This is a genomic window from uncultured Gordonia sp. (assembly GCF_937858515.1).
Lineage (GTDB): Bacteria > Actinomycetota > Actinomycetes > Mycobacteriales > Mycobacteriaceae > Gordonia.
Genome location: NZ_CALLZT010000169.1, coordinates 74,080 through 95,769 on the forward strand (window position 1 = coordinate 74,080; position 21,690 = coordinate 95,769).

The following is a 21,690-nucleotide window of genomic DNA, read 5'->3' on the forward strand; positions in this document are numbered from 1 at the left end:
TGAATCGCACGTTAGTCAAGCGTGGAGCGGGTATGCCTTAGCTGAGAAAGGTCGATTACACCGCCACCTGGACGACACTCGGGGCGTTCGTAGACATCCGCACCGGGGGGCACCTTACATCCCGCATGTATTGGTTGATGTCCTTCGTCTGGCCAGCAGAACGCGAACATCTTCCAGTGTCTGAAGCCTTTGCGCTGCAATATTATTGCGCCAGGCTGGCGAATAAAAGGAACGTGCGGGCGCTCAAATGCGAGGCAAAAGTCGAACCCGCTGAGTTTCACGGTGCCACCTACGATCTCGGGTCCAACATTGATGAATCGGAGTCCGGCCGAGTTCATGCGTACCGGCCCCTCGAAACTACGGGGGAACATGTAGAACGCCCAGGTAATGGGCCACGCCGCTCCTCTCCACAGAATCTCCGCCAGCTGCGCCGAATCGACACCGAGCCTGAATCGGTTGGCAATCCGCCCATCGACCGTTGCGAGACCGGAAACGAGCGCACCCCATAACACCTTGAGCAGCCAGAGTTGCAGAGTTGGACCGTTCAGCACGGCAAACGCGCAACGGAACTCAGTATCGGTCTCGCGATGCAGCATCATCTCGGCTTGTTCATCCCGAAAAGCCTGGAAGAATGCCGACGCCACGGTATCGAGATGACTCAGCGCTCCGTTATGTCGTCCACAGAGTATCCGAGAGGACAGAGAGTTGACCCCCACGTCGGCATATGGCCGTTCACCCAGCCACGCCGCGTTGCCCACTCTGACGACACTTCCATCGGCCGCGATGTGCCGCAGCGTCTCGGCACTAAGCCAGTGTTCACGTGTGGTATCCCGAGAGCAGTCCGCGCTCACATTCCCATAGCAGTCCGGGTTGGCATAACCGGTCCTGGGGCCGGTGACGAGGGGTCGAGGGGGTTGCGCAACCCAGGATTGGTCACGGGCGCGATGGCAGCTGCGAGCACGACGCCGTGACCCGCACGGGCAGTCATCATCGGAATCGGGTCCGAAATAGCGATTGTTGTATCGCATGTCCGGTACGTGAATGAACTGACTAAGCGGACGTGGAGATAGTGGAACGGACGTCATGCCGCACCTCGTTTCGTAAGGTCAACAGTTGCCCAGCACCCGCGCAGTCCGCCTACTTGGCAGCGGCTTTGCCGCCTGATGTTGTTTGAAAACGGAACTCCACGACGTCGCCGTCTTTCATGATGTAGTCCTTGCCTTCCATCCGGACCTTGCCGGCGGCCTTGGCGGCGGCCATGGAGCCGTTGGTGTCGAGGTCGTCGAAGGAGACGATTTCGGCTTTGATGAAGCCTTTTTCGAAGTCGGTGTGGATGACACCGGCGGCCCTGGGGGCGGTGTCGCCCTGGTGGATGGTCCAGGCGCGGGCCTCTTTCGGGCCGGCGGTGAGGTAGGTCTGCAGACCGAGCGTGTGGAAGCCGGCGCGGGCCAGGGAGCGTAGGCCGGGTTCGGTCTGGCCGATGGAGTCCAGGAGTTCCTGGGCGTCTTCCTCGTCGAGTTCGAGGAGTTCGGATTCGACCTTGGCGTCGAGGAAAACGCCATCGGCGGGGGCGATCGCGGCGAGGAGTTCGGCCTTCTTGGCGTCGTCGGTGAGGACCGATTCGTCGGCGTTGAAGACGTACAGGAACGGTTTCGCGGTCATCAGGTGCAGGCTGCGCACTGACGAGAGATCGAACGAATCATGCTGGGAGAACAGGGTTTTGCCCGAGTTCAGGAGTTCCTGGGCCTGCTTGGCGGCGGTCAGTTCGGCGGCCAGGTCCTTGTTCTTCTTCGCCTCCTTCTCCAGTCGCGGGATCGCCTTCTCCAGGGTCTGCATGTCGGCGAGGATCAATTCGGTCTCGATGACCTCGATGTCGGCGAGCGGGTCGACGCGGCCGTCGACGTGCACCACGTCGTCGTCGGCGAACACGCGCACCACCTGGCAGATGGCGTCGGCCTCGCGGATGTTGGCCAGGAACTGGTTGCCCATCCCCTCGCCCTCCGAGGCGCCCTTGACGATGCCGGCGATGTCGACGAACGACACCGTCGCCGGCAGGATCCGCACCGAACCGAAGATCTCGGCGAGCCTGGTCAGGCGGACGTCGGGCAATTCGACGACACCGATGTTCGGTTCGATCGTCGCGAACGGATAGTTCGCGGCGAGGACGTCGTTACGGGTCAGGGCGTTGAAAAGGGTGGACTTGCCGACGTTGGGCAGACCGACGATCCCGAGGGTGAGGCTCACGGGGGGTCAGTCTATCGGGCGCTGCGGACCGGCTACCCGCCGTCCTCCCCGGACTCCGGCTTTCCGGCTGAACCGCCGGAACCCGCGGGAACGTCCGCGTCGGCGCCGGAGTCGTCATCCTCGCCGGAGGGCCCGTCATCGTCGGGCGTCAGCTCGTAGTCTTCGCCGATCGCCTCGGTGATCGGGGCGCCCACCGGCGGCAGCGTCTCCCCCGCCCGATCCGCGATCTGCTCGTTGAGGTACCGCAACGTAACCGCGATGCACGCCGCGGCGGGCACCGCCAGGAAGGCGCCGGTGATACCGAACAGCGTGCCGCCGAGGGTCACCGCGAGCAACACCACCACCGCGTGCAGATCCATCGACTTGGCCTGCAGCCACGGCTGCAACACGTTGCCCTCCAACTGCTGCACCGCCAGGATGATGCCCAGCACGATCAGGGCGGTGGTCATGCCGTTGGTAACCAGCGCGATCAGCACGGCCAGCGCACCGGCGACGAATGCGCCGACGATGGGAATGAAGCCGCCCATGAAGGTGATCACCGTCAGCACCCCGGCCAGCGGTACCTGCAGGATCAACAGGCCTGCGCCGATGAAGAAGGCGTCGATGAAACTGACCAGCGCCTGGGTGCGGATGAAACCGCCGAGGGTGTTCCACATCCGCAGCAGCACCTCACCGATGTGGTAGCCGGCGGGACGGCCGATGCTGCGGTCGAGCCACGGAACGAACTTCGGCCCGTCCTTGAGGAAGAAGAACACCAGGATCAGCGTGGTGAACATCGTGACGATCATCGAGGTGGCCGTACCGACACCGGTGAACACACCGGCGGCGATCGTCGTGGCGCTCGACTGCACCTTCTTGATGATGGTGGCCACCACGTTGTCGACCTGCTCGTCGTCAATGTTCAGCGGCGGGCCTTGCAGCCAGTCGTACACCTTGTTGATGCCGTCGGTGGCTTTGCTCGCAAGGTCGGGAACCTGGTCGATGATCGACGGGACGATGATCGCGAGGATTCCGGCGATCACGCCGAGACCGACCAGCATCATCACCACGGCCGCGGCGGCCGGGGGTACGCGATGTGCGCGCATCCAGCGGACCGGCGGCCACAGCACCGTGCACAGGACGACAGCGAACAGCACCGGCAGCAGCACCACCCAGGCCTGGCCCAGCACCCAGAACAGCACCCACAGACCAAGCGCGCACGCCACCACCTGCAGGCTGACGAAAGCGGTCGATCGTAGCCCGCGCAACATGATCTCGGTGCGGGTCGGGTACAGCTCGGGCACGTCGGCCTGCGCGTCAGCGGGTGTGTCGGTCACCTTCGCATCCTCACACATTCCGGTGAAATCCGGTGAGAGGACGATGCCATCTTGCGGGGTTTAGAGGATCGTCGCTTACGCTCCTCGCGCCTCAACCGGCGGAACAGGCGGCAGAAAGAGTGAACGATTCAGGCGCGGCGCGGACTTACGAGTGCCGGGAGCGGCGGCGGCGGCCGAACCAGCCTTCGATGGCTCGTGCCAGGTGGGTGATCGCCTCGAGTTCAAGGCAGGTGGCGGAGGCGGTCACGTCGGCGGCAGGACGCGGCTGTGCCGACAGGCGTTCCTCACGCCGGGTCTCGGCGTCGACGGCGTCGGCTCCGTAGAGGCCGGTCAGCAGGTCGCGCGCCCACTCGGGGTATTCCGACAGGGGTACGTCTCCGGCTCCCGGATCGGTGCCGCCCAGACGAAACGGTGTGCTCATACCCTCATTCTTACATGCGGTGTAATGCACATCACCATCGTGGTTGCAACGGTATCGATGATTGTCGTACCCGGCATGCATCATGTGTCACATGAGTCTCGCCGCTGTTCTTCTGGCCGTGGTCGCGCTGCTCGTGGGCTGTGCGCTGGGGTGGACCGCGCACGCCGCCCGCGGTGGGTCCGAACTGGCCGCCGCCCGCGCCGAGGCCGCCACCCTGCGGTCCTCGCATCAGATGGCCGCGGCATCGCTGGCCGCCGCGTCCGAGGACGCCGCCCGCAGGCAGTCGGCGGCCATCGGGTCCGCGGTGGGCCACCTCGTCGATCCACTACGCAGCACCCTCAACCAGCTCGGCGAGGAACTGCGCCGGGTGGAACACGGCCGCATCAACGCCTACGCGGGGCTGTCCGAGCAGGTCCGGGGCATGCATCAGACATCGCACCGGCTACAGGACCAGACCCGCGCGCTGACCAACGCCCTGCACACGCCGCATGTGCGGGGCCGCTGGGGCGAGGTGCAGCTCGAACGGGTCGTCGAACTGTCCGGAATGAGCAGGCACTGCGACTTCTCGACGCAGGTGTCGCGGGCGGGCAGCCGCGGCGACGACCCGTCGGGCATCCGTCCCGACATGGTGGTGCATCTGCCACAGGGCCGCGACATCGTCGTCGATTCCAAGGTGCCGCTGCACGCCTACTTGGAAGCCGCCTCCGAAACCGACCCTGACGCGATCGCCGAGGCGCTGACGGCGCATGCGCGGGCCCTGCGCGGGCACATAAAACAGCTCTCGTCAAAGGCGTACTGGTCGTCGTTCGACAACACGCCCGAACTGGTGGTGCTGTTCCTGCCCAGCGACCCGGTGCTCGATGCCGCCGCCCGCGCCGACCCGGACCTGATCGAGTACGCCTTCGGCCTGAATGTGGTCCCCGCCACACCCGCAACGCTGATGACCCTGCTGCGCACGGTCGCGCTGTCGTGGCGGACCGACGCGATGGCCCAGGACGCTGCCTCGATCCACCGGCTCGGTGTCGAACTGCACCAGCGCATCGACAGTGTCCTTACCCACATCGACCGTGTCGGGGTGTCTCTACGACGGGCCGTCGAGTCGTACAACTCTGCGGTCGGGGTGATCGACACGCGGGTCGCGGTCACCGCCCGCAAACTCGCGGGCCTCGAAGCGCTCGGTGACCTGGCAGAACCCACCACACCAGGCGAAGTCGACTCCGTACCCCGATCGGCCGTCCGGGCCCGTGAGACCGGCGACGACACCGTGCGTCCCATGATTCCCGGTAGTCGTGCCCAGCAACACTGAACTCCGAACACCGGGACATCGAACGAGAACACAGCCGCACCGGAGAAACACATGGGGCAGCGCTGCGACGCATCCGGGCATATAACCGGTACCGTCTAGGTGTGTTTTCTGCGCAACGAACCGCATCGGCGGTGCCCGCCGGCCAGCAGTCGGTGTTGCCCACCCTGCGTGGCGTGCCCTGGTGGGGTGCGGTTCTGATCGCCGTCGCGATCACCGCGGTCGGCGCGGGTATCGACGCCCGCAGCACCGACGAACTCGGCGCGACGTTCAAGTTCTGCTTCCTCGTCGGCTGTGTCGCCGCGGCACTGCTGGTGCGCCGTCGGGCCCTGTTCACCGCTGCGGCCCAGCCGCCGCTGGTGGCGTTCGGCGTGGGCATCATCACCCTGTACACGGTCAACGCCGACCGCTCCACGGCCAGCCTCAAGAGCCTGATCCTGCAGGTCCTGCTGCCGATCGCCGACGTGTTTCCATGGCTGGCGATCACTTTCCTGGTGACGCTGGCGCTGGTGGTGGCCCGTTGGTTCGTCACCAGACCACCGGCCGCGGAGCGGGCACCGGAGCGGAAGAAGGACTCATCGCCGGCGAAGGACTCGTCGCAGACCGGTTCGAAAGACGGTGCACGCGCGCGGTCGTCGAGAAGACTCGGCCGCAAACGCCCGGACACGCCGGACGCATCCGAGCCGACGTCGGGCGAGCAGCCAGTGGTCGTACCGCCCGGTCGCGGCCGTGGCCGCCGGGCACGTCCACACGGACCGGGCGGCGACCCCGCACCGGCACGAGCCGCCCGCACTGAATCGCCGACCCGCTCGAACGCGCCCAAACCACGCTCGGGGTCCGCACGCACCCCGGCCCAGGGTGGTCAGCGCCGGGCCACGGCCGGGCAGGTGTCCCGGGCGGCGGCCGCCAAGTCGTTCATCCCCGGATCGCCCGCCGATATCCGCGCCGAGGTGTTCGACGCACCGCCCCCCGAGCGCTCCTGACGCGACCGGGTTGAGTCAGAGTTCGCCGCGCACCCACTCGCCGAGTTCCCGCGCTGCCTGATCGACCAGTTGCGGCCAGTCGAGCGCCTTCTCGTCGGCGCTGTCGCTGACCACCTTCACCAGCGTCGCCGGAATCTCGAATGCGGCCGCGACGTGTGCGATCGCACAACCCTCCATGTCGACGAGGTCGGCGCGGGTGGCCAGCTCCGCCCGATGCGCCGGGTCGGCGACGAAGGTGTCGCCGGTGGCGAGCACCGTTCCGTCGCCGCCCGTGAGATCCCAGCTGTCGATCACCGGATAGCCCATCGCGGTGAGGGCGTCACTGCTGATGTCGTGCTCGATCACGGTCGACGGCACGAACAGGCCGGCATGGTGATCGTGCAGTGCACCCGCGGTGCCGATATTGACGATCCGCTGTGTCGGCGCACCCGATGCCAACTCACGGGTGAGAGCAAGGGCTGCGGCCACCTTGCCTATGCCGGTGATCAGCAGGCGCGCGCCGTCGGGAACGTAGCGGGCCTCCGATCGGGTCGCGGATACGAGGAGGACGCCGGGATCGAATGAGGTCACGCGCCTATGCTGCCATCGCCGCAATAGCCGGGCAGCAGGGCCCGGCAGCGGGGCCGGTCAGGCTACGCACGGGCGCGGGCCGCCACCTTGCTGAAACGATTGTTGGCGATCCGCATCACAACCTCGTAGGGCAGCGCGAACTTACGCTTCCACCAGTAGCCGAAGCGGGTGTCGAACGAGGTGTAGACGATGAACCGGTTCTTCTCGACACCGGTGATGATCGCGGCGGCAGCCTTCTCCGGGCTGACCGCGATCTTGTGGAAGTTGTCCATCTGCTTACGCACCCTGGGGTCGTTCCTGTCGACGCCGACTATGTCGACGGTCCCGACCAGCGGGGTGGCCACGCCGCCCGGACACACTACCGAGACGCCGATGTTGTGCCGGCGCAGATCCATCCGCAGGACCTCGGACACTCCCCGGATACCGAACTTGCTGGCGCTGTAGGCGGCGTGCCAGGGCAGGGCCAGCAGCCCGGCTGCGGATGACACGTTCACCAGATGCCCGCCCTCGCCTCGCCGCACCATCTGCGGCACGAAGCACTCGATGATGTGGATGGGGCCCATGAGGTTGACATCGACCATCGACCGCCAGTGCCGATGCTCAAGGTTCTCCACGGTGCCCCAGGCCGATATCCCGGCAACGTTCATGACGACGTCCATGGTGCCGACCTGGTCATCGACCTCACGGGCGAAGGCCACCACCCAGTCGTAGTCCGAGACGTCACCGGCGCGGTGCAACACCACGGTGCCCCCGGACCGGCAGATATCCGCCGCGACGGCATCGAGGTCGTCGGCGCGCAGGTCGGTGAGCACCAGTCGCGCCCCGTCGCGGGCGGCGGCGATCGCCGTCGCTTTGCCGATGCCGCTGGCCGCGCCGGTGATGAGCACCGTACGACCGCGCAGCGTGGGCACCGGCGGCTTCATGAGGACGAGATCCTTCAATGCCATGGCTTGACCTTAATCAGCGATCGGCCGGGGCTCACACCACCCCCGACGCCCGGTGAGCAATGGTGCGACCCCGGCACCCGGGTGGATCAGAACGGCAGTTTGCCTCCCGCGAGACCGTACACGATCTCGAGCATCGCTTTGAGGACCTGCGAGAACACGTCCGATCCGTCGGTCGCGAGAATCTTTATGACCTCGGCGATGTCTCCTGCGGCGATGAGCTTCTGCACGAACGGCAGCACGATCCGCAGGCCGGCGAACGGATTGTCGTCGGCGGCCGGTGGGGCCGGTTGCGGCGGGTTACCCGTGCTCACCGGGGGTGTCTCGGCCGTCGGCGCGGTCTTGGTGACATAGCGGGTGATGCCGTCGGTGATGGCCAGCGCGTATTTGAGCTGCCCCTCCTTGGAGGTCAGCGCCATTGCGTCGGCGGGATTGGACAGGTTGCCCATCTCGATGAATACCGCGGGCACCGTGGTGAGGTTGACGGCCGCGATGTCCGAGCGCCCCTGCAGCCCGTCCCGGACACCCGCGTAATTGGCGGGCCGCAGGCCGGCGCTGACGAACGCGTCACGCATCGCCACCGATGCCGTGCGGCCGGCGCCGGACTGCACGCGATTGACCGTCTTGTCAGGGATCGGCAGCTTGGGCACGATGATGTGGAAGCCTCGCTTGCCCGCGTCCGGCCCTCTGGAGGTGGAGTCGGCGTGCAGGCTCACCGCCACCGCGGCGCGGGATCGGCTCGCCGCTGCGGCGCGCTGGTCGACGCAGCCACCCCAGCCGGTGTCGTTGGGGCGACTGAGCACGACCTTGACGCCCTGGCTTTCCAGTCCTGCCTTCACGAGCCTGGTGATCTGCCAGTTGACGGTGTGTTCGGGGACTCCGTTGACGGAGGTGCTGCCGGTGGTCTGGCAGTCCTTCTTGCCGCCGCGACCGTCGGGCACCTGCGCGTCGAGCCGGTGACCGGCGGCGCTGCCCTGGTGTCCCGGATCGAGGAACACGGTGGTGCCTGCCAGCGGGGCGGCATGGGCTTCGGGAGCGACGAGGGTGGTCGCGGCCACCGAGGACGCCGCGGCGATGGAAACCGCGACGGTAATCGTGCGCGCTCGGGCGAATCGGGTCTTGATCATGCAGCGTGGGCACGACGACGCACAACGTGCGCGGTGTCGGTGCCGCCTCCCTTCAATTGCGCAACTTTGGTCACAACAGTCACATTTGTAACAAGTGAACCAGAGATGCGCCAGGAAGAGAATCCGGCGTGAGCCGTCGGGATCAATCGTTAGACAGCTGTGACGCGGCCGGAAGATGCCGGGTGATGCGCAGGATTCCGAACTCGTCGTCGAGGTCCGGGTCGGCGGACAATCCCTCGATATCGGCCCTGACCTGGCCCGCGTCGAGATCGGTGCCGATGACAACCAGGCTGCTTACGGGCGCGGCGGGCATCCGCCGAACTCCGGTCCGCTCGGTGCGCACGAACCCGCCGACGGCATGCACCGCGAACTGCTCAGCCGCACCGGCCGGCCACACCACGCCCTTGATTCGGTAGCACCCGGTGGGTGGCCGCTCAAGCATGGCGGCCAGCCGCCGGGGATCGATCGGGCCCACTACCTGCACAGATACCGAATCGAAAGCATCATGCAGGTGCGTATGGTGGCCCTGCTCCCCCGCCCCGCGATCGTCGGCACGCAGCAGTTCGTCGAGCGTCAGTTGCCGTGGCAGGTCGTCGCCGGGTTCGGGCCGATCCGACAGGTCGAACAGCGCGTCGCAGTCGATGCGGCCCTCGGTGGTCACGATCCGCGGCGCCGTCGGATTGAGTTCACCGACCATCGCGAGCACCCCGGCCAGGGTGCGATCGTCGGCGAGGTCGGCCTTGTTGATCACCACGAGATCGGCGATCGCGATGTGGCCGCCGATCTCCGGATGGCGCACATGCGTGCCTGCGGCGGCGACCGCATCGAGCACGTACACGAGCCCGCCGTACCGAACCGCCGGATCGGCGACCCGAGCCACCATCCTGATCAATGCACGAGGTTCGGCGATCCCACTGGCCTCCACGACTATGGCGTCCAGCCCCGCCGGCGCGGCGGCGAGCCCGCTCAGCGCCTCGGCCAGGCCGTCGGCGTCGACGGTGCAGCACAGACAGCCGTTTCCGAAACTGATGGTCCCCGCACTCTGCCCCGACACCAGCAGCGCGTCGACGTTGATGGCCCCGAAGTCGTTGACGACCACTCCCAGGCGCGCCCCGGCCGTGTTGCCGAGCAGCGCGTTGAGCAGCGTCGTCTTACCGGCACCCAGAAATCCGGCGACGATGACGACCGGGATCGCCCGCCGGTCGCGGCGCGAGCTCACGACCCCGCGGGAACCGCGCCGGGCACGCACTCCGGGCACACGACGCGCAGTTCCCGGCCGAGCCGATCCGGGTAATTCTCGATGTTGGCGGTGGGTGCGCCGCATTCGGAGCACCGCCCGATCACCTCGGTGTGGTCGGAGAAGTCGACGGTCATCCGGTCGTCGAAGACGAACATCGACCCTTCCCACAGGCCGTCGTCACCGTAGGTCTCGCCGTAACGCACGATGCCGCCGTCGAGTTGGTAGACATCGCCGAAGCCGCGGGCCCTCATCAGCCGCGTGAGCACCTCGCAGCGCACCCCGCCGGTGCAGTAGGTGACCACGGTGCGGTCCTTGAGGTGGTCGAAGGCCCCGGCGTCCAGAAGCGGCACGAAGTCGCGGGTGGTGGCCACGGGCGGGACGACGGCGTTCCGGAACCGGCCGACCTGCGCCTCGATGGCGTTGCGTCCGTCGAAGAAGACCACGTCCTCGCCCTTGTCGGCGACCAGCTGATGCACCTGTTCGGGGGTCAGGTGCTCGCCCCCGCCGACCACGCCGGACTCATCGACCTCGAGTTCGTCGGGCACCCCGAACGTAACGATCTCCGGGCGCACCTTGACGCTGAGTCTGGGGAAATCCGTGCCTGTCCCTTCGGACCATTTGATGTCCGCGCCGGAGAATGGCGCGTACTTGCGGGTGGCCCTCACGTACTGTTTGACGGCGGAGATGTCGCCACCGACCGTGGCGTTGATCCCGTGCGGCGACACGATTATCCTGCCGGTGACCCCGGCCGACTCGCTGACCGCCTGCTGCCACAACCTGATCGCCTCAGGGTCCGGCAGGGGGGTGAATACGTAGAACAGCACGATCTTAGGGGTTGCCACGGTGCAATGGTACGGACACGGGAGGCACGGACTCGGGGCGCACGAACCCGACAGGCACGCACACTGCGGCCCCCGGCCGGGAACTCGCCGCCGGGTCGCCGTCGCGGGCCTCGGGGTGGTCGCGGCGCTGCTGACCGCCGGGTGCTCCCTGCTCGACAACTCGCCCCCCGAGCGCATCGAGCTGCCCCCCACCGATGAGTTGTCGACCGTCGCGGCACCGTCGACATCGACGCCGAGGACGCGCGGCGACGAGGGCGTCGATACCCCGAACCGGCTGCGGGCGGGAACCATCGGGCGAGTCATCTCCATGGCACCGCGCGCCGATATCGCCGACTACGGCATGGGCGCCACTACGCGCAACGGCTCGCGGGGCAACGCGTCGGGCTATCACTTCTCCACGCCGGACCGCCAGCTCAACTGCTCCACCTCGCTCGACAGCCGCACTCTCGTATGCCGGGCCCTCGACGGCGATCTCACCGGCGAACCGACCGCAGGCACGTCCTCGACCGGCGGTGGTGCCATGGCGTGCGACCGGTCACGAAACCTGGTGACGCTGAACTCGGAAGGGGCCGGTCTGGGACTGTGCGACGCGGGTAAGGATGTCAATCTCCTCTACCGGAGCACCGTGCTGCCCTATGGCACCACGATCACGATGTCGCGCATTTCGTGCCTCACGGACGTGTCCGGACTGTATTGCCTGGAATCGCGTACCAAGAGCGGATTCCTGATCACCGGATCCCAGGTCGCCTATCTCGACGCCACAGATCCGGCACCGAAATCAATGGTCTCGGCCGCCGATCCGGACGATACCGATACCGGCACGACGGATGTGACCGACACCGCACCGGAACCCGGTGGTGATGCCGCCGACAACAGTGATACCACCGACGACGGTGATCCGGGTTCCACGGAATCGGAAAACAGCACTCCAGGTGCCGACACCACCGACAATGGCGTAACTTCGACCACACCTCGGTAGAAACCTTACATTTCCCTGTGAATCAGGGACATTTCTTCGACACTGTGCCGAACCCCTCCGCACACATTCGTCGCCGCATTTCGAACATATACACCTTCGCGGACAACGGCGATGGCCGAAGCATCGTTTTGTTGTTGTATGCTGAGTTTCAGCCTTTCGGTCCGTAGTCCGGCCGATATAGGTTCGTCACGACTTTGGCTATCACGAACGGAGCGCAGAATGGCAAAGAAGGAAGTGATCCAGGTCATTGATGATCTGGATGGTGCAGCACTCGATGAATACGAAACCATCGAGTGGAGCCTCGACGGTAAGACGTACGAGTTCGACACTTCGGCGGAACATGCCCAGGCGTTCCGTGACGCCCTCGCGACGTATATCGATGTCTCCCGCGTCACCGCGCCCGCCCGTGGCGCTCGCCGCGCCGTGGCAACCCGCAGCGGCAGCGGCAGGACCAAGGAACAGACCCAGGCGATCCGCGAGTGGGCACAGGCCAACGGCTATGAGGTCAGCGACCGCGGCCGCATCTCGCACAGCGTCATCGAGGCATACGAGTCCGCCCGCTGAATCTTCGCCCACCCAGCACAGATGCGCCGCCGGCTCCGGTAGCCGGCGGCGCATCTGTGCTGGGACGGGTGATCGTACCCTGAGTGGCTACTTAATCTCGGTCCGCAGAATCCGCAGAATTCCGAACGCCAACGGAATTCCGATCCAGACGATGCCCGAGACGATGAAGCGCATCCATTCGCCGCCCGTGGCCCAGTCACCGGACTGGAACGGAACCTGCGTGGCCCCCGAATCAATCCATTCACCCACGCTGTCGCCGAACGAGGGCAACAGCTCCGAGACGATACTCAGAGCGGTGGGCAACGCGAAGTAGGCGACGATCGCACCCGGCGTGTTGAGGATCAGCGCCGCGAACCCGAATCCGAGCAGCAGACCGAAGATCTGGATGACAAACGCATTCACGATACCGGCGGCCGAGAATGACCACGACCCGGCCGGATCGGAATAGAGAATTCCGGCGATGACAGTGCCGATGGCGCCCAGCACGAGGCTGAGCGCGACAGCCCCCACAGCAGCGGCGAATGCGGCGACGAGTTTGGCGATGACCACCCGCTCCCTGCGGGGTTCCATCGCGAATGTGGTGAGCGCGGTGCGCTGACTCCATTCGCCGGTGACCAGCAGAATCGCCATGACCGGCAGGATGATCGCGGTGGGAATGTTCATCAGGCCGAAGATCTCGCCGAAGCTCAGATTCTCCGGCTTGTTCCGGTTGCCTGCGAGCAGGCCGATCATCACGGCCAGCGTGATCAGGCCGATGGAGGCGATCAGCCAGAATCCGGCGCGGGTGTCGATGAGTTTGCGCATCTCGACTCGGATGAGCCGGCTCAACGGAATGCCGGACCTTCCCGCGCCGACTCCTGTGGTTGTCGGGGTGGCTGAAGTGGTCATTGCGGTGCCCCCTGGGTGGCTGAACCCTCACGCGCGGTCGCCGCGGTGAGATCGAGAAACATCTGTTCGAGGTTGGCCCCGTCGCCCGGGCGCAGTTCGACGAGCGGGATCTGGATGCGGGCGGCGAGCCGGCCGATGTCCTCGGGTGCTGCGTCGGCGATGAAGCCGCCCTCGACGACTGGCCGGGCAACGATACCGGCGTCCGTCATGGCCTGCGCCAGCGCGCCGTCGTCGAGCGACCGCACGCGGGTTCCGTTGCCTGCGAGCAGTTCATCCTTGGTGCCCTGCGCGACGATCCGACCGTGCCCGATGACCACCAGGTCGTCGGCGATGATCTCGATCTCATGCAGCAGATGCGAGGACAGCAGCACCGTGCCGCCTCGGTCGGCGTAGTCGCGCAGGAGTGTCCGCATCCAGTGGATTCCCGCCGGATCGAGTCCGTTGGCTGGTTCGTCGAGGATCAGGATCCGCGGGTCACCCAGCAGCGCGTTCGCGATACCCAGGCGCTGGCGCATGCCGAGTGAGTAGTTGCGCACGCGGCGCTTGGCCTCCTCCGGGGTGAGGCTGACCATCGCCAGCATCTGCTCGACGCGGGCGCGGCTCACCCCGAGCGTCATCGCGCTCAGGTGCAGGATCTCGGCACCGGTGCGTCCGGCGTGCTGTGCCGACGCGTCGAGCAGCACGCCGACCTGGGTGGAGGGATTGGGGATGTCGCGGTATACGACACCGCCGACGGTGGCCGTTCCGGCCGTGGCCGGCGTCAGACCTGCGATGATGCGCATCGTCGTCGATTTCCCGGCGCCGTTGGGACCGAGGAAACCGGTGACCCGTCCCGGTTTTGAAGTGAATGACACGTCATCGAGCGCGACATAGTCGCCGTATCTCTTGGTGAGGTGTTCGACTGTGATCATGTCACCCATCCTTACCCGACGAAGGCGGCGAGCGCATCGAACGACGGAACGAGCCCGGATCCGCCGACAGTCCCCTACAGTCGATCGCCTCGGGCGCGGACCCCGACGACGTCGCGGCACCGGCGACGTAATTCGCCCTCGAAACCCGACCGCAGGGTGTCGTGCGCGGCGCGGCATCCTCGGCACGCACCGCCCAGATCGACCGTGACCACGCCGTCGCACACGTCGACCAGCTCGATCCGGCCGCCGTGTGAACGTACGTAATCCCCGACCTGGGTTCTGATCACGTCGCGGGCGATGTCTTCTATCGCCCTGTCTGAGGAGGCGCGATCGTCGGGGACCATCGCGTTCGGGAGCCAGTCACCGGGGGTGCGCAGTGCGTCGGTCAGCGCGGCACGGACGGCCGGGCCGATCCGCCGCCACGCCGACGAGTCCGCGGTGATGAGCACCGAACGCGGACCCACGCTGATCTCATCGATCGTTCCCTCGTTCTGCATCCGGCCGAGCTCGCGCGGTGCCCGGACCGGTCCCCGGATATCCAGGACGCCGGGAGGGATGATCCACCGGATCTGCCCCGGCAGCTCGCCTGGTTCTGGATGCATGGCAACAACGTTCGGCACCGCCGGCATCACCACACCCAGACGGCGATGGTGTGCGCGAGGTACGCCATCAACCACGCCAGCAGTGAGTACGCGCCGAAGATGATCAGCGGCCAGCGCCAGGTGGCCGTCTCCCGCCGCAGCACGGCCAGCGTCGAGGTGCATTGCAGCGCGTATACGAAGAAGATGAGCAGCGCGACGATGGTCGGCGGGGTGAAGACCTTCTCCCCCTTGTTCTCGCCGTCGTCGTAGCGTGCCGCTTCGAGCCGGGAAGCCGGGTCCTCGGGATCCTCGGCCGCCGACATCTGGCCCAGCGTCGCGACGAACGTCTCGCGTGCGGCCAGCGACGACAACACCGCCACATTGGTCTTCCAGTCGAAGCCGAGCGGATCGAAGACCGGTTCGACGCCGTGCCCGAGGCTTGCCGCGATGCTGTTGTTCATCGTGTACGTCGACACCGCGGCCGAGTCGGTGGGGTCGATACCGGCGGAGACGAGGTCGGCATCCGAGCGCATGGGCAGGTTGAGCAACGCCCACAGCACCACGGTCGCGAACAGGATGATGGTGCCCGCCTTGCGGATGAAACCTTTGACCGGCGACCAGATCTCGACGAGCATCAGCTTCCACGACGGCACCCGGTAGGGCGGCATCTCCATCGTGAACGGCATCATCGGCCCGCGGCGCGCAGAGAACACCGAAATGATCTTGGCGACGGTCATCGTCGACATCGCGCCGAGCAGATACAGGCCGAACAGCACGGCACCTTGGGCGTTGAAGATCCACACCTTCGAGTCCGACGCGATGAGCATTCCGATGAGCAGGGTGTACACCGGCATTCGCGCCGAACACGTCATCAGCGGCAGCGACATCATGGTGGCGAACCGCTGCCGCGCCGACGGCATGGTGCGTGTTGCCATGATTCCGGGAATCGCGCACGCCACCGACGAGAGCATCGCCACGAACGCCCGGCCTTCCAGACCGACTGTGCCCATCACGCGGTCCATCAGAAACGCCGCGCGTGAGAGGTATCCGAGTTGTTCGAGGAATGTGATGAGAACGAACAGCAATGCGATCTGCGGTACGAACACGAGCACGCCGCCCACACCACCGATGAGCGCGTCGGCGACAAATCCGGTGAACCAGTTGTCACCGCCGACGTCGTACACCCAGCTGCTGAGTTCGGCGAATCCGGTTTCGACATAGTCCTGCAGCGGTGCGGCCAGCGCGAAGATGGTCTGGAAGAAGCCGAACATCACCGCGAAGAAGATCAGTGTCCCGAGCACCGGATGCAGCAGAAAACGGTCGATGCGTTCGGTGAGCGGGTCGGGCCGCGGCGACCGGTAGTCGGATTCGGCCAGTACCGATTCGGTCCACGCCGCCCATTCCTCGGTGCCCGATGACGGCGGGCCGATCACCGGATGCGCCCAGCCGGTGATGTCGCCGAGCAGCGAACGTACCTGCGTGCCCGAGCCTTTGCGCCGGCCGTCGATGGCCACCACCGGAATACCAAGTGCCGTGGCGAGTCTGCCGGAGTCGACTGATCCGCCACGGCGGGTGAGTTCGTCGATCATCGTCAGGCACAGGACGGTCGGCAGGCCGAGCGAGATGACGTCGGCGATCAGGCCGAACGAGCGGCGCAGGGTTCCGGCGTCGGCCACCAGCAGAATGGCGTCGGGTTTGGCCACGCCGGTGATCTTTCCCGCGAGCACGTCGGAGACGACCTTCTCATCGATGCTGACGGGCGTCAGGTCGTAGGTACCGGGAAGGTCTTCGAGGGTGATCTGTTTGTCGGCGGTCTTCACGATGCCGACGGTTCTGCTGACCGTGACGCCGGGATAGTTGCCAGTTTTCGCCTTCAGCCCCGTGACGGCGTTGAACACCGTCGACTTTCCGGTGTTGGGCGCACCGACGAGTGCCACTTTCGCCGACGACGAGGCAAGCACCTTCGTCGAGACCGCCGTTCCGGAATCACAATGCGGACAAGTTGTCTCGGTCTCGTGGCCGTGTTCGCAGTGCTCGCTCATGATGCCGCCCCGGCAGGCTCGTCGATGTCGACCTCGATCAGCGAGGTCTGCGCCCCGCGCAGGCAGATCGAGGTGTCCCGGAAACGATACTGGCGCGGATCACGCAACGGCGCCGCACGCAATACCGTCACCTCGGTCCCGCGCACGAGACCCATCACCGCGAGACGGTGTGCCACATGTGGTTCCGCGTTGCCGGAGATTCCCACGACGGTCGCGGTGTGGCCGGGATGCACACGATCGAGCGTGCTGCGCCGGATGCGGGCGGGGCCATCGGCATCGGCGGACGTCGTTGTGTGCTGGGCTGATTCAGACATTTCTCACCTCAGATGAGAAATGTACGCTCAGGCAAGGCTCAGCTTCACCAGACCAAAGTCCCGTCGAGTACGTCGAACGACCCGTGTCCGGTCCCGCTCAGAGGTCCCAGATTCGAGGCCCCAGAGACTCGGAAGCCCCAGAGACTCGGAGGTCTCAGAGGCCGAGCCCGGTTCCGTGCACGCCGTGTTCGTCGATAAGGGCCAGTTCTTCGTCCGTGAAATCGGGGAAGTTCAGGGCCGCCACATTGTGATCGAGCTGCCAGGTGGAGCTGGCACCGATAAGCGCCGAGGTCACCTGCGGGCGGCGCAGCACCCACTGCAACGCCAGCTGCGCCAGCGACTGTCCACGGGACTCGGCGAGCTTGTTCAGCTCGCGGGCACGCTGCCGGTAGGTGTCATCGATGACACGGGGGTTCAGGAATGTCGAGTTGACCGCCCGCGCACCGTCCGGAATCTCCTCCAGGTATTTGTCGGTCAGAAGTCCTTGAGCCAGAGGCGAATACACGATAAGCCCGAAGCCGTCACGCTCGGCGGTGTCGAGTAGCCCGTTCTGTTCGATGCGCCGGTCGAAGATCGAGTACCGCGGCTGATGAATGAGCAGCGGAACATGCTCGGCGGCAAGGGCTTCGGAGATGGCATGGGCTCGTTCGGGCAGATAGTTGGAGATGCCGACGTACAGCGCCTTACCCTGCCGCACCGCCGACACCAGACCGGACACGGTCTCCTCCAACGGCGTGGACTCGTCGGGGCTGTGGTGATAGAAGATGTCGACGTAGTCGGTGCCCAGGTCGCGCAGACTGTGATCCAGCGAGGCGAGCAGCGATTTGCGTGAGCCGCCCTTCAGATACGGACTCGGCCCGATAGGATTGCCCGCCTTGGTGGACAGGATCAGCTCATCACGGTACGGCGCAAGGTCTTTCGCCAGCACCCGGCCGAAGTTCTGCTGAGCGGACCGATGCGGCGGACCGTAGCGGTCAGCGTTGTCGAAATGGGTGATACCCAGATCGAAAGCGTGCAGGATGATCTCGCGCTGCGTTTGGTAGGGGTAGTCGCTGCCGAACTTCTGCCACAGCCCGAAGGAGAACGCGGGAAGGTCGAGGCCCGAGCGTCCGGTACGCCGGAACGACGCGTCGTCGTAGCGATCCGGGTCGGCGGTGTAGGTCAGTTCAGTGGGTCCGTGGGACACGGGCTTCCTTCCGGTCGAGTGGGTCATCGGCGGGGCGATCCGGCCGACAGACAACCACCCGGCAGCATTCGTCGTCACCTGTTGTGCCCGCGGTGATCTCAAGTCGACGCGAAACCACTGTGCGGCACTAGCTTTCGTGGAGTCCTCAGCCATCGCCGAGCGGGAAAGCAGTCATGAGCATCGCCGACACCGAATACCTCTGGTACATCCCCAATCAGAACGAGCCCGGTCATCGCGGCGACACCGCCGTCGACGGCCACAACAGTCTCGACACACTCACCGAGCACGCGCTGGCCCTCGAACGCAACGGCTGGCAGGGCGCGCTCATCGGCACCTCGTGGGGACGTCCGGACACCTTCACGGTGGCCACCGCACTCGCCGCGCGCACCAGCACATTCGAGCCACTGATCGCGGTGCGGCCCGGTTATTGGCGGCCGGCCAACTTCGCGTCGTCGGTGGCAACGCTCGACCATCTCAGCGGCGGCCGGGTACGGATCAACATCGTCTCCGGGAAGGACAATCTCGGCGCCTACGGTGACGGCGAGGCACAGCAGGCCGATCGCTACGACCGGACCCGCGAATTCATCCAGATCATCCGCAGACTGTGGACCGAAGAGAACCTCACCTATCGCGGTGAACACTTCTCGGTCGAAAACTCCACCGCTGTACCGAGAATCGCCGCACGCGAAGGTCGGCCGCACCCGAAGATCTACTTCGGCGGGGCGTCGGAGGCCGCCGAACGGGTGGCCGCCGCCGAGGCCGACGTCCAATTGTTCTGGGGCGAGCCGCTCGACGGTGTCGCCGAACGCATCGACCGGCTCAAGAAACTGTCGGAGACCGTCGACCGGCAGCACGCTCCACTCGAATTCGGTTTGCGCATCACCACTTTCATCCGGGACACCACCGACCAGGCGTGGGAGGAGGCGCAGGCCAGAGTGGTGAAGATGGCCGAATCCGTGACCGCCACCACCGATTTCGTGCGCCGACGCGAAGCCGTCGGCCAGCGTCGCCTGTTCGATCTGGCCTCGCGCGGCGAAGTGCTCGATGACAACCTGTACACGACGCCCGGCAAATTCGGGGGTGGCGGCGCCGGCACCACCTGGCTGGTCGGGTCCGCCGAGGACGTCGCCAAATCCCTGCGCAAATACGCCGACCTGGGTATCACTCAGTTCGTGCTGTCCGACACCCCGTATCTCCGCGAGATCGAACGCCAGGGCACCGAGTTGCTCCCTCTGCTGCGCGACTGACGGACGCGTCGGTCCGGTCCGTACGCGCCGGCCGCGGCGCCGGGTACATTCGTGCCATGGGTTGGGACTCGCCGCAGCCGGCACAGCATCCGGAGGTCGTCACGGCGGAGGGCCGGGTGCGCGGGCGGTGGCGGCCTACCACCGGCGCATCCTTGTCGGGCGAACCTTTGTCCGGCACGCCCCTATCTGCGGCGTTTCTGGGGATCCCGTTCGCCGAGCCACCGGTCGGTGAGCTCAGATTCGCCGCCCCCGTCCCGAAAGCGCCGTGGGACGGTGTTCTCGATGCGGCCGGATTCGGCGCCACCCCGCAGCGCGGCGACCCGGGTGTCACACTCATCCCGGAGCCGAGCGTGCCGGGTGCGAGCACCCTCAACGTCAATGTCTTCACTCCCCTTCCGCGGCAACAGGTTCCGGGTCTTCCCGTGATGGTGTGGATTCACGGTGGCGGCTACAGTGCCGGATCGCCGGCCAGCCCCTGGTACGACGGCCGCAACTTCAACCGAGACGGCGTGGTCACGGTGACCATCTCCTACCGCCTCGGTTTCGATGGTTTCGGATGGATCGAAGGGGCGCCGTCGAACCGGGGCGTGCGCGACTGGCTGCTGGCGCTGGAATGGGTCCAGCGCAACATCGCCGCGTTCGGGGGCGACCCCGGCCGGGTGACCATCGCGGGGCAGTCGGCGGGCGGCGGTGCGGTCACCACGCTGCTCGGCATGGAAGCCGCGCAGCATCTGTTCCATGGCGCGTACTGCATGTCGGGGGCGGTGAATGCGCTACCCGCGGCCAGGGCGCAGTCACTCGGACGGTCCTTGGCCGAACGGGCCGAAGTATCCCCGACCCGCGCCGGATGGTCGGCCGTGACCGAGGAACGCGTTCTCGAGCTACAGGAGGCCGAGACGTCGATCAACCTGCGCACACTGAAATCGATGAGGACCGGTGGATTGCCGCTGGGCCCGACCGTCGACGGCGATCTTATCCCGCGATCACCGCTGGCGTCGTTGCGCCAGGGCGTCGGCGGCGACAAGCCGTTCGTGGTCGGTTCCGCCGACGATGAATTCACGATGATGCCCGACCGGGCCGCGAAGATACTGCGGTGGGTTCCCCGTAGTGGTGTCCTGCGACTGGCCGGACTGACCGGAGACAGCCGGACCGCGTACCTCGCCGACAACGCGGACGTGGCGGCGCTGGGCAAGGTGCGGCTGGCGGGCCGGGTACTGACCGACGCGTGTTTCCGGGCCAACGTGCTGCGGATGCTGCATGCCCGCGGACCGGGACCCACCTGGGCGTACCGGTTCTCGTGGCCGTCGGCGAACAACGGAGTGGCCGGGCACTGCATCGATGTGCCGTTCTTCTTCGACTGCCTCGACGGCCCGGCGGTGGAGCCCATCGCCGGACCCTACCCGCCGCAACAGCTGGCTGATGAACTACATTGTGCGGCAGTTAGTTTCGTAACCAAGGGCGAGCCCGGCTGGTCACGCTACGACGAGCCGGGCAGCCCGGTACAGATCTTCGACGCGTCGTCGGCCATCCGGCCCGACGGCTACGCGTCGGTGCGCGCGATGCTCACACCCCGGGCATAGCTCACGAACCGGGGTTGTCGGGGTCGTCGGGGTCGTCGGGGTCGTCGGCGACCAACGCCTGGTACTGCGGGAAGCGCGTCAGAAACGACTGGACATAGGTACAGACCGGGACGATCTTGAGCCCCTCCGCGGCAACCTCGTCGAGCACCGAATGCACCAGAAATCGGGCGAAACCCTTTCTCTCGTAAGCATCGGTGGCAACCGTGTGCAGCAGAACGATGGTGCCGTCATCGTGCCGCCGGTATCCCTCCAAGCCGATGAGCTCGTCACCGGACCACAGCTCGAACCGTTCCCTGGCGCGGTTGTCGCGCAGCGCGGGCTCCGGGTCGAGGGCGAGGGTCGGCGGCGGAACCGGAATTTCCGTACTCATCCATCCACCGTAGACCCGTAATCCGGCGGCGGGCAGAG

At 66.2% G+C, this 21,690-nt stretch carries 22 protein-coding genes; 6 read left to right on the plus strand and 16 right to left on the minus strand.

Translation table 11 applies throughout. The annotated features are described in order from the left end of the window. Window positions 1–11: 11 nt before the first annotated feature. The 4 genes from Q0627_RS16565 to Q0627_RS16580 form a co-directional block, all read right to left on the minus strand. Window positions 12–644: a hypothetical protein gene (locus Q0627_RS16565; RefSeq protein WP_291014747.1), complete on the minus strand. Its 633-nt coding sequence runs from the start codon at window positions 642–644 to the stop codon at window positions 12–14. A gap of 493 nt (window positions 645–1,137) precedes the next feature. After that, the gene (ychF, locus tag Q0627_RS16570; RefSeq protein ID WP_291014749.1) at window positions 1,138–2,244 is read right to left on the minus strand and encodes a redox-regulated ATPase YchF; all 1,107 of its coding nucleotides are present in this window, start codon (window positions 2,242–2,244) and stop codon (window positions 1,138–1,140) included. Between the two features lie 32 nt (window positions 2,245–2,276). Then, window positions 2,277–3,578 carry an AI-2E family transporter gene (locus tag Q0627_RS16575; RefSeq protein ID WP_291014752.1) on the minus strand — a complete coding sequence of 434 codons (1,302 nt, stop codon included), beginning with the start codon at window positions 3,576–3,578 and terminating at the stop codon, window positions 2,277–2,279. A gap of 127 nt (window positions 3,579–3,705) precedes the next feature. After that, window positions 3,706–3,981, minus strand: coding sequence for a hypothetical protein (locus Q0627_RS16580; protein ID WP_291014754.1), 276 nt, complete (start codon window positions 3,979–3,981; stop codon window positions 3,706–3,708). A 91-nt stretch (window positions 3,982–4,072) separates the two neighbouring features. On the opposite strand from Q0627_RS16580, the gene Q0627_RS16585 reads away from it, so the two are divergent. Both Q0627_RS16585 and Q0627_RS16590 read left to right on the plus strand, forming a co-directional pair. After that, on the plus strand, window positions 4,073–5,287 hold the full coding sequence (locus Q0627_RS16585; protein ID WP_291014756.1) for a DNA recombination protein RmuC: 1,215 nt from the start codon (window positions 4,073–4,075) through the stop codon (window positions 5,285–5,287). 101 nt (window positions 5,288–5,388) lie between these two features. Further along, window positions 5,389–6,267, plus strand: a complete 879-nt coding sequence (locus Q0627_RS16590; RefSeq protein ID WP_291014759.1) for a DUF6542 domain-containing protein — start codon at window positions 5,389–5,391, stop codon at window positions 6,265–6,267. Between the two features lie 15 nt (window positions 6,268–6,282). On the opposite strand, the gene Q0627_RS16595 is transcribed toward Q0627_RS16590, so the two are convergent. The 5 genes from Q0627_RS16595 to Q0627_RS16615 all read right to left on the minus strand — a co-directional run bounded on the left by Q0627_RS16595 (window position 6,283) and on the right by Q0627_RS16615 (window position 10,990). After that, window positions 6,283–6,837: a nucleosidase gene (locus tag Q0627_RS16595; RefSeq protein WP_291014762.1), complete on the minus strand. Its 555-nt coding sequence runs from the start codon at window positions 6,835–6,837 to the stop codon at window positions 6,283–6,285. 62 nt (window positions 6,838–6,899) lie between these two features. Next, window positions 6,900–7,784 (minus strand): SDR family oxidoreductase, encoded by an 885-nt coding sequence (locus tag Q0627_RS16600; protein WP_291014765.1) that lies wholly within the window; start codon window positions 7,782–7,784, stop codon window positions 6,900–6,902. Between the two features lie 86 nt (window positions 7,785–7,870). Next, window positions 7,871–8,908, minus strand: coding sequence for an N-acetylmuramoyl-L-alanine amidase (locus Q0627_RS16605; protein ID WP_291014767.1), 1,038 nt, complete (start codon window positions 8,906–8,908; stop codon window positions 7,871–7,873). A gap of 142 nt (window positions 8,909–9,050) precedes the next feature. Then, a complete protein-coding gene (locus Q0627_RS16610; RefSeq protein WP_291014769.1) occupies window positions 9,051–10,127 on the minus strand; it encodes a GTP-binding protein in 1,077 nt (358 codons plus the stop codon). Beyond that, a complete protein-coding gene (locus Q0627_RS16615; protein ID WP_298811497.1) occupies window positions 10,124–10,990 on the minus strand; it encodes a rhodanese-related sulfurtransferase in 867 nt (288 codons plus the stop codon). Before Q0627_RS16615 ends, Q0627_RS16610 begins: the two co-directional genes overlap by 4 nt. A 1-nt stretch (window position 10,991) precedes the next feature. Between Q0627_RS16615 and Q0627_RS16620 the strand changes: the two genes are divergently transcribed. Both Q0627_RS16620 and Q0627_RS16625 read left to right on the plus strand, forming a co-directional pair. Next, a complete protein-coding gene (locus Q0627_RS16620) occupies window positions 10,992–11,969 on the plus strand; it encodes a hypothetical protein (RefSeq protein WP_298811498.1) in 978 nt (325 codons plus the stop codon). 219 nt (window positions 11,970–12,188) lie between these two features. Beyond that, the gene (locus tag Q0627_RS16625) at window positions 12,189–12,533 is read left to right on the plus strand and encodes an Lsr2 family protein (RefSeq protein WP_291014778.1); all 345 of its coding nucleotides are present in this window, start codon (window positions 12,189–12,191) and stop codon (window positions 12,531–12,533) included. Window positions 12,534–12,620: 87 nt separating this feature from the next. Here the strand turns inward: Q0627_RS16625 and Q0627_RS16630 are convergent, their stop codons facing one another. From Q0627_RS16630 to Q0627_RS16655, 6 genes are all read right to left on the minus strand, one after another. After that, complete coding sequence (locus Q0627_RS16630; protein ID WP_291014780.1) at window positions 12,621–13,421, minus strand: ABC transporter permease; 801 nt, start codon at window positions 13,419–13,421, stop codon at window positions 12,621–12,623. Beyond that, window positions 13,418–14,341, minus strand: a complete 924-nt coding sequence (locus tag Q0627_RS16635; RefSeq protein WP_291014781.1) for an ABC transporter ATP-binding protein — start codon at window positions 14,339–14,341, stop codon at window positions 13,418–13,420. The genes Q0627_RS16630 and Q0627_RS16635 overlap by 4 nt, the downstream gene beginning before the upstream one ends. Window positions 14,342–14,406: 65 nt before the next feature. Next, window positions 14,407–14,934, minus strand: coding sequence for a NifU family protein (locus Q0627_RS16640; RefSeq protein ID WP_298811504.1), 528 nt, complete (start codon window positions 14,932–14,934; stop codon window positions 14,407–14,409). A 26-nt stretch (window positions 14,935–14,960) separates the two neighbouring features. After that, complete coding sequence (locus Q0627_RS16645; RefSeq protein ID WP_298811505.1) at window positions 14,961–16,955, minus strand: ferrous iron transporter B; 1,995 nt, start codon at window positions 16,953–16,955, stop codon at window positions 14,961–14,963. Continuing rightward, entirely contained in the window at window positions 16,952–17,269 is a 318-nt protein-coding gene (locus tag Q0627_RS16650) for a FeoA family protein (protein ID WP_291014788.1), read from the minus strand. The genes Q0627_RS16645 and Q0627_RS16650 overlap by 4 nt, the downstream gene beginning before the upstream one ends. Before the next feature lie 154 nt (window positions 17,270–17,423). After that, window positions 17,424–18,455 carry an aldo/keto reductase gene (locus tag Q0627_RS16655; protein ID WP_291014790.1) on the minus strand — a complete coding sequence of 344 codons (1,032 nt, stop codon included), beginning with the start codon at window positions 18,453–18,455 and terminating at the stop codon, window positions 17,424–17,426. Window positions 18,456–18,628: 173 nt separating this feature from the next. On the opposite strand from Q0627_RS16655, the gene Q0627_RS16660 reads away from it, so the two are divergent. Together Q0627_RS16660 and Q0627_RS16665 are read left to right on the plus strand one after the other, a co-directional pair. Continuing rightward, on the plus strand, window positions 18,629–19,702 hold the full coding sequence (locus Q0627_RS16660; RefSeq protein WP_298811508.1) for an LLM class flavin-dependent oxidoreductase: 1,074 nt from the start codon (window positions 18,629–18,631) through the stop codon (window positions 19,700–19,702). Window positions 19,703–19,758: 56 nt separating this feature from the next. Then, window positions 19,759–21,282: a carboxylesterase/lipase family protein gene (locus tag Q0627_RS16665; RefSeq protein WP_291014794.1), complete on the plus strand. Its 1,524-nt coding sequence runs from the start codon at window positions 19,759–19,761 to the stop codon at window positions 21,280–21,282. Between the two features lies 1 nt (window position 21,283). On the opposite strand, the gene Q0627_RS16670 is transcribed toward Q0627_RS16665, so the two are convergent. Then, window positions 21,284–21,652, minus strand: coding sequence for a GNAT family N-acetyltransferase (locus tag Q0627_RS16670; protein ID WP_298811511.1), 369 nt, complete (start codon window positions 21,650–21,652; stop codon window positions 21,284–21,286). Between the last annotated feature and the right edge of the window lie 38 nt (window positions 21,653–21,690).

What these genes read in the sequence shown, in the direction of transcription:
- Q0627_RS16580 (WP_291014754.1), bottom strand. Translation starts at nt 3,981, where the DNA reads ATGAGCACACCGTTTCGTCTGGGCGGCACCGATCCGGGAGCCGGAGAC.
- Q0627_RS16665 (WP_291014794.1), top strand. Translation starts at nt 19,759, where the DNA reads ATGGGTTGGGACTCGCCGCAGCCGGCACAGCATCCGGAGGTCGTCACG.
- Q0627_RS16575 (WP_291014752.1), bottom strand. Translation starts at nt 3,578, where the DNA reads ATGTGTGAGGATGCGAAGGTGACCGACACACCCGCTGACGCGCAGGCC.
- Q0627_RS16585 (WP_291014756.1), top strand. Translation starts at nt 4,073, where the DNA reads ATGAGTCTCGCCGCTGTTCTTCTGGCCGTGGTCGCGCTGCTCGTGGGC.
- Q0627_RS16660 (WP_298811508.1), top strand. Translation starts at nt 18,629, where the DNA reads ATGAGCATCGCCGACACCGAATACCTCTGGTACATCCCCAATCAGAAC.
- Q0627_RS16600 (WP_291014765.1), bottom strand. Translation starts at nt 7,784, where the DNA reads ATGGCATTGAAGGATCTCGTCCTCATGAAGCCGCCGGTGCCCACGCTG.
- Q0627_RS16650 (WP_291014788.1), bottom strand. Translation starts at nt 17,269, where the DNA reads ATGTCTGAATCAGCCCAGCACACAACGACGTCCGCCGATGCCGATGGC.
- Q0627_RS16625 (WP_291014778.1), top strand. Translation starts at nt 12,189, where the DNA reads ATGGCAAAGAAGGAAGTGATCCAGGTCATTGATGATCTGGATGGTGCA.
- Q0627_RS16630 (WP_291014780.1), bottom strand. Translation starts at nt 13,421, where the DNA reads ATGACCACTTCAGCCACCCCGACAACCACAGGAGTCGGCGCGGGAAGG.
- Q0627_RS16635 (WP_291014781.1), bottom strand. Translation starts at nt 14,341, where the DNA reads ATGGGTGACATGATCACAGTCGAACACCTCACCAAGAGATACGGCGAC.
- Q0627_RS16640 (WP_298811504.1), bottom strand. Translation starts at nt 14,934, where the DNA reads ATGCATCCAGAACCAGGCGAGCTGCCGGGGCAGATCCGGTGGATCATC.
- Q0627_RS16645 (WP_298811505.1), bottom strand. Translation starts at nt 16,955, where the DNA reads ATGAGCGAGCACTGCGAACACGGCCACGAGACCGAGACAACTTGTCCG.
- Q0627_RS16670 (WP_298811511.1), bottom strand. Translation starts at nt 21,652, where the DNA reads ATGAGTACGGAAATTCCGGTTCCGCCGCCGACCCTCGCCCTCGACCCG.
- Q0627_RS16605 (WP_291014767.1), bottom strand. Translation starts at nt 8,908, where the DNA reads ATGATCAAGACCCGATTCGCCCGAGCGCGCACGATTACCGTCGCGGTT.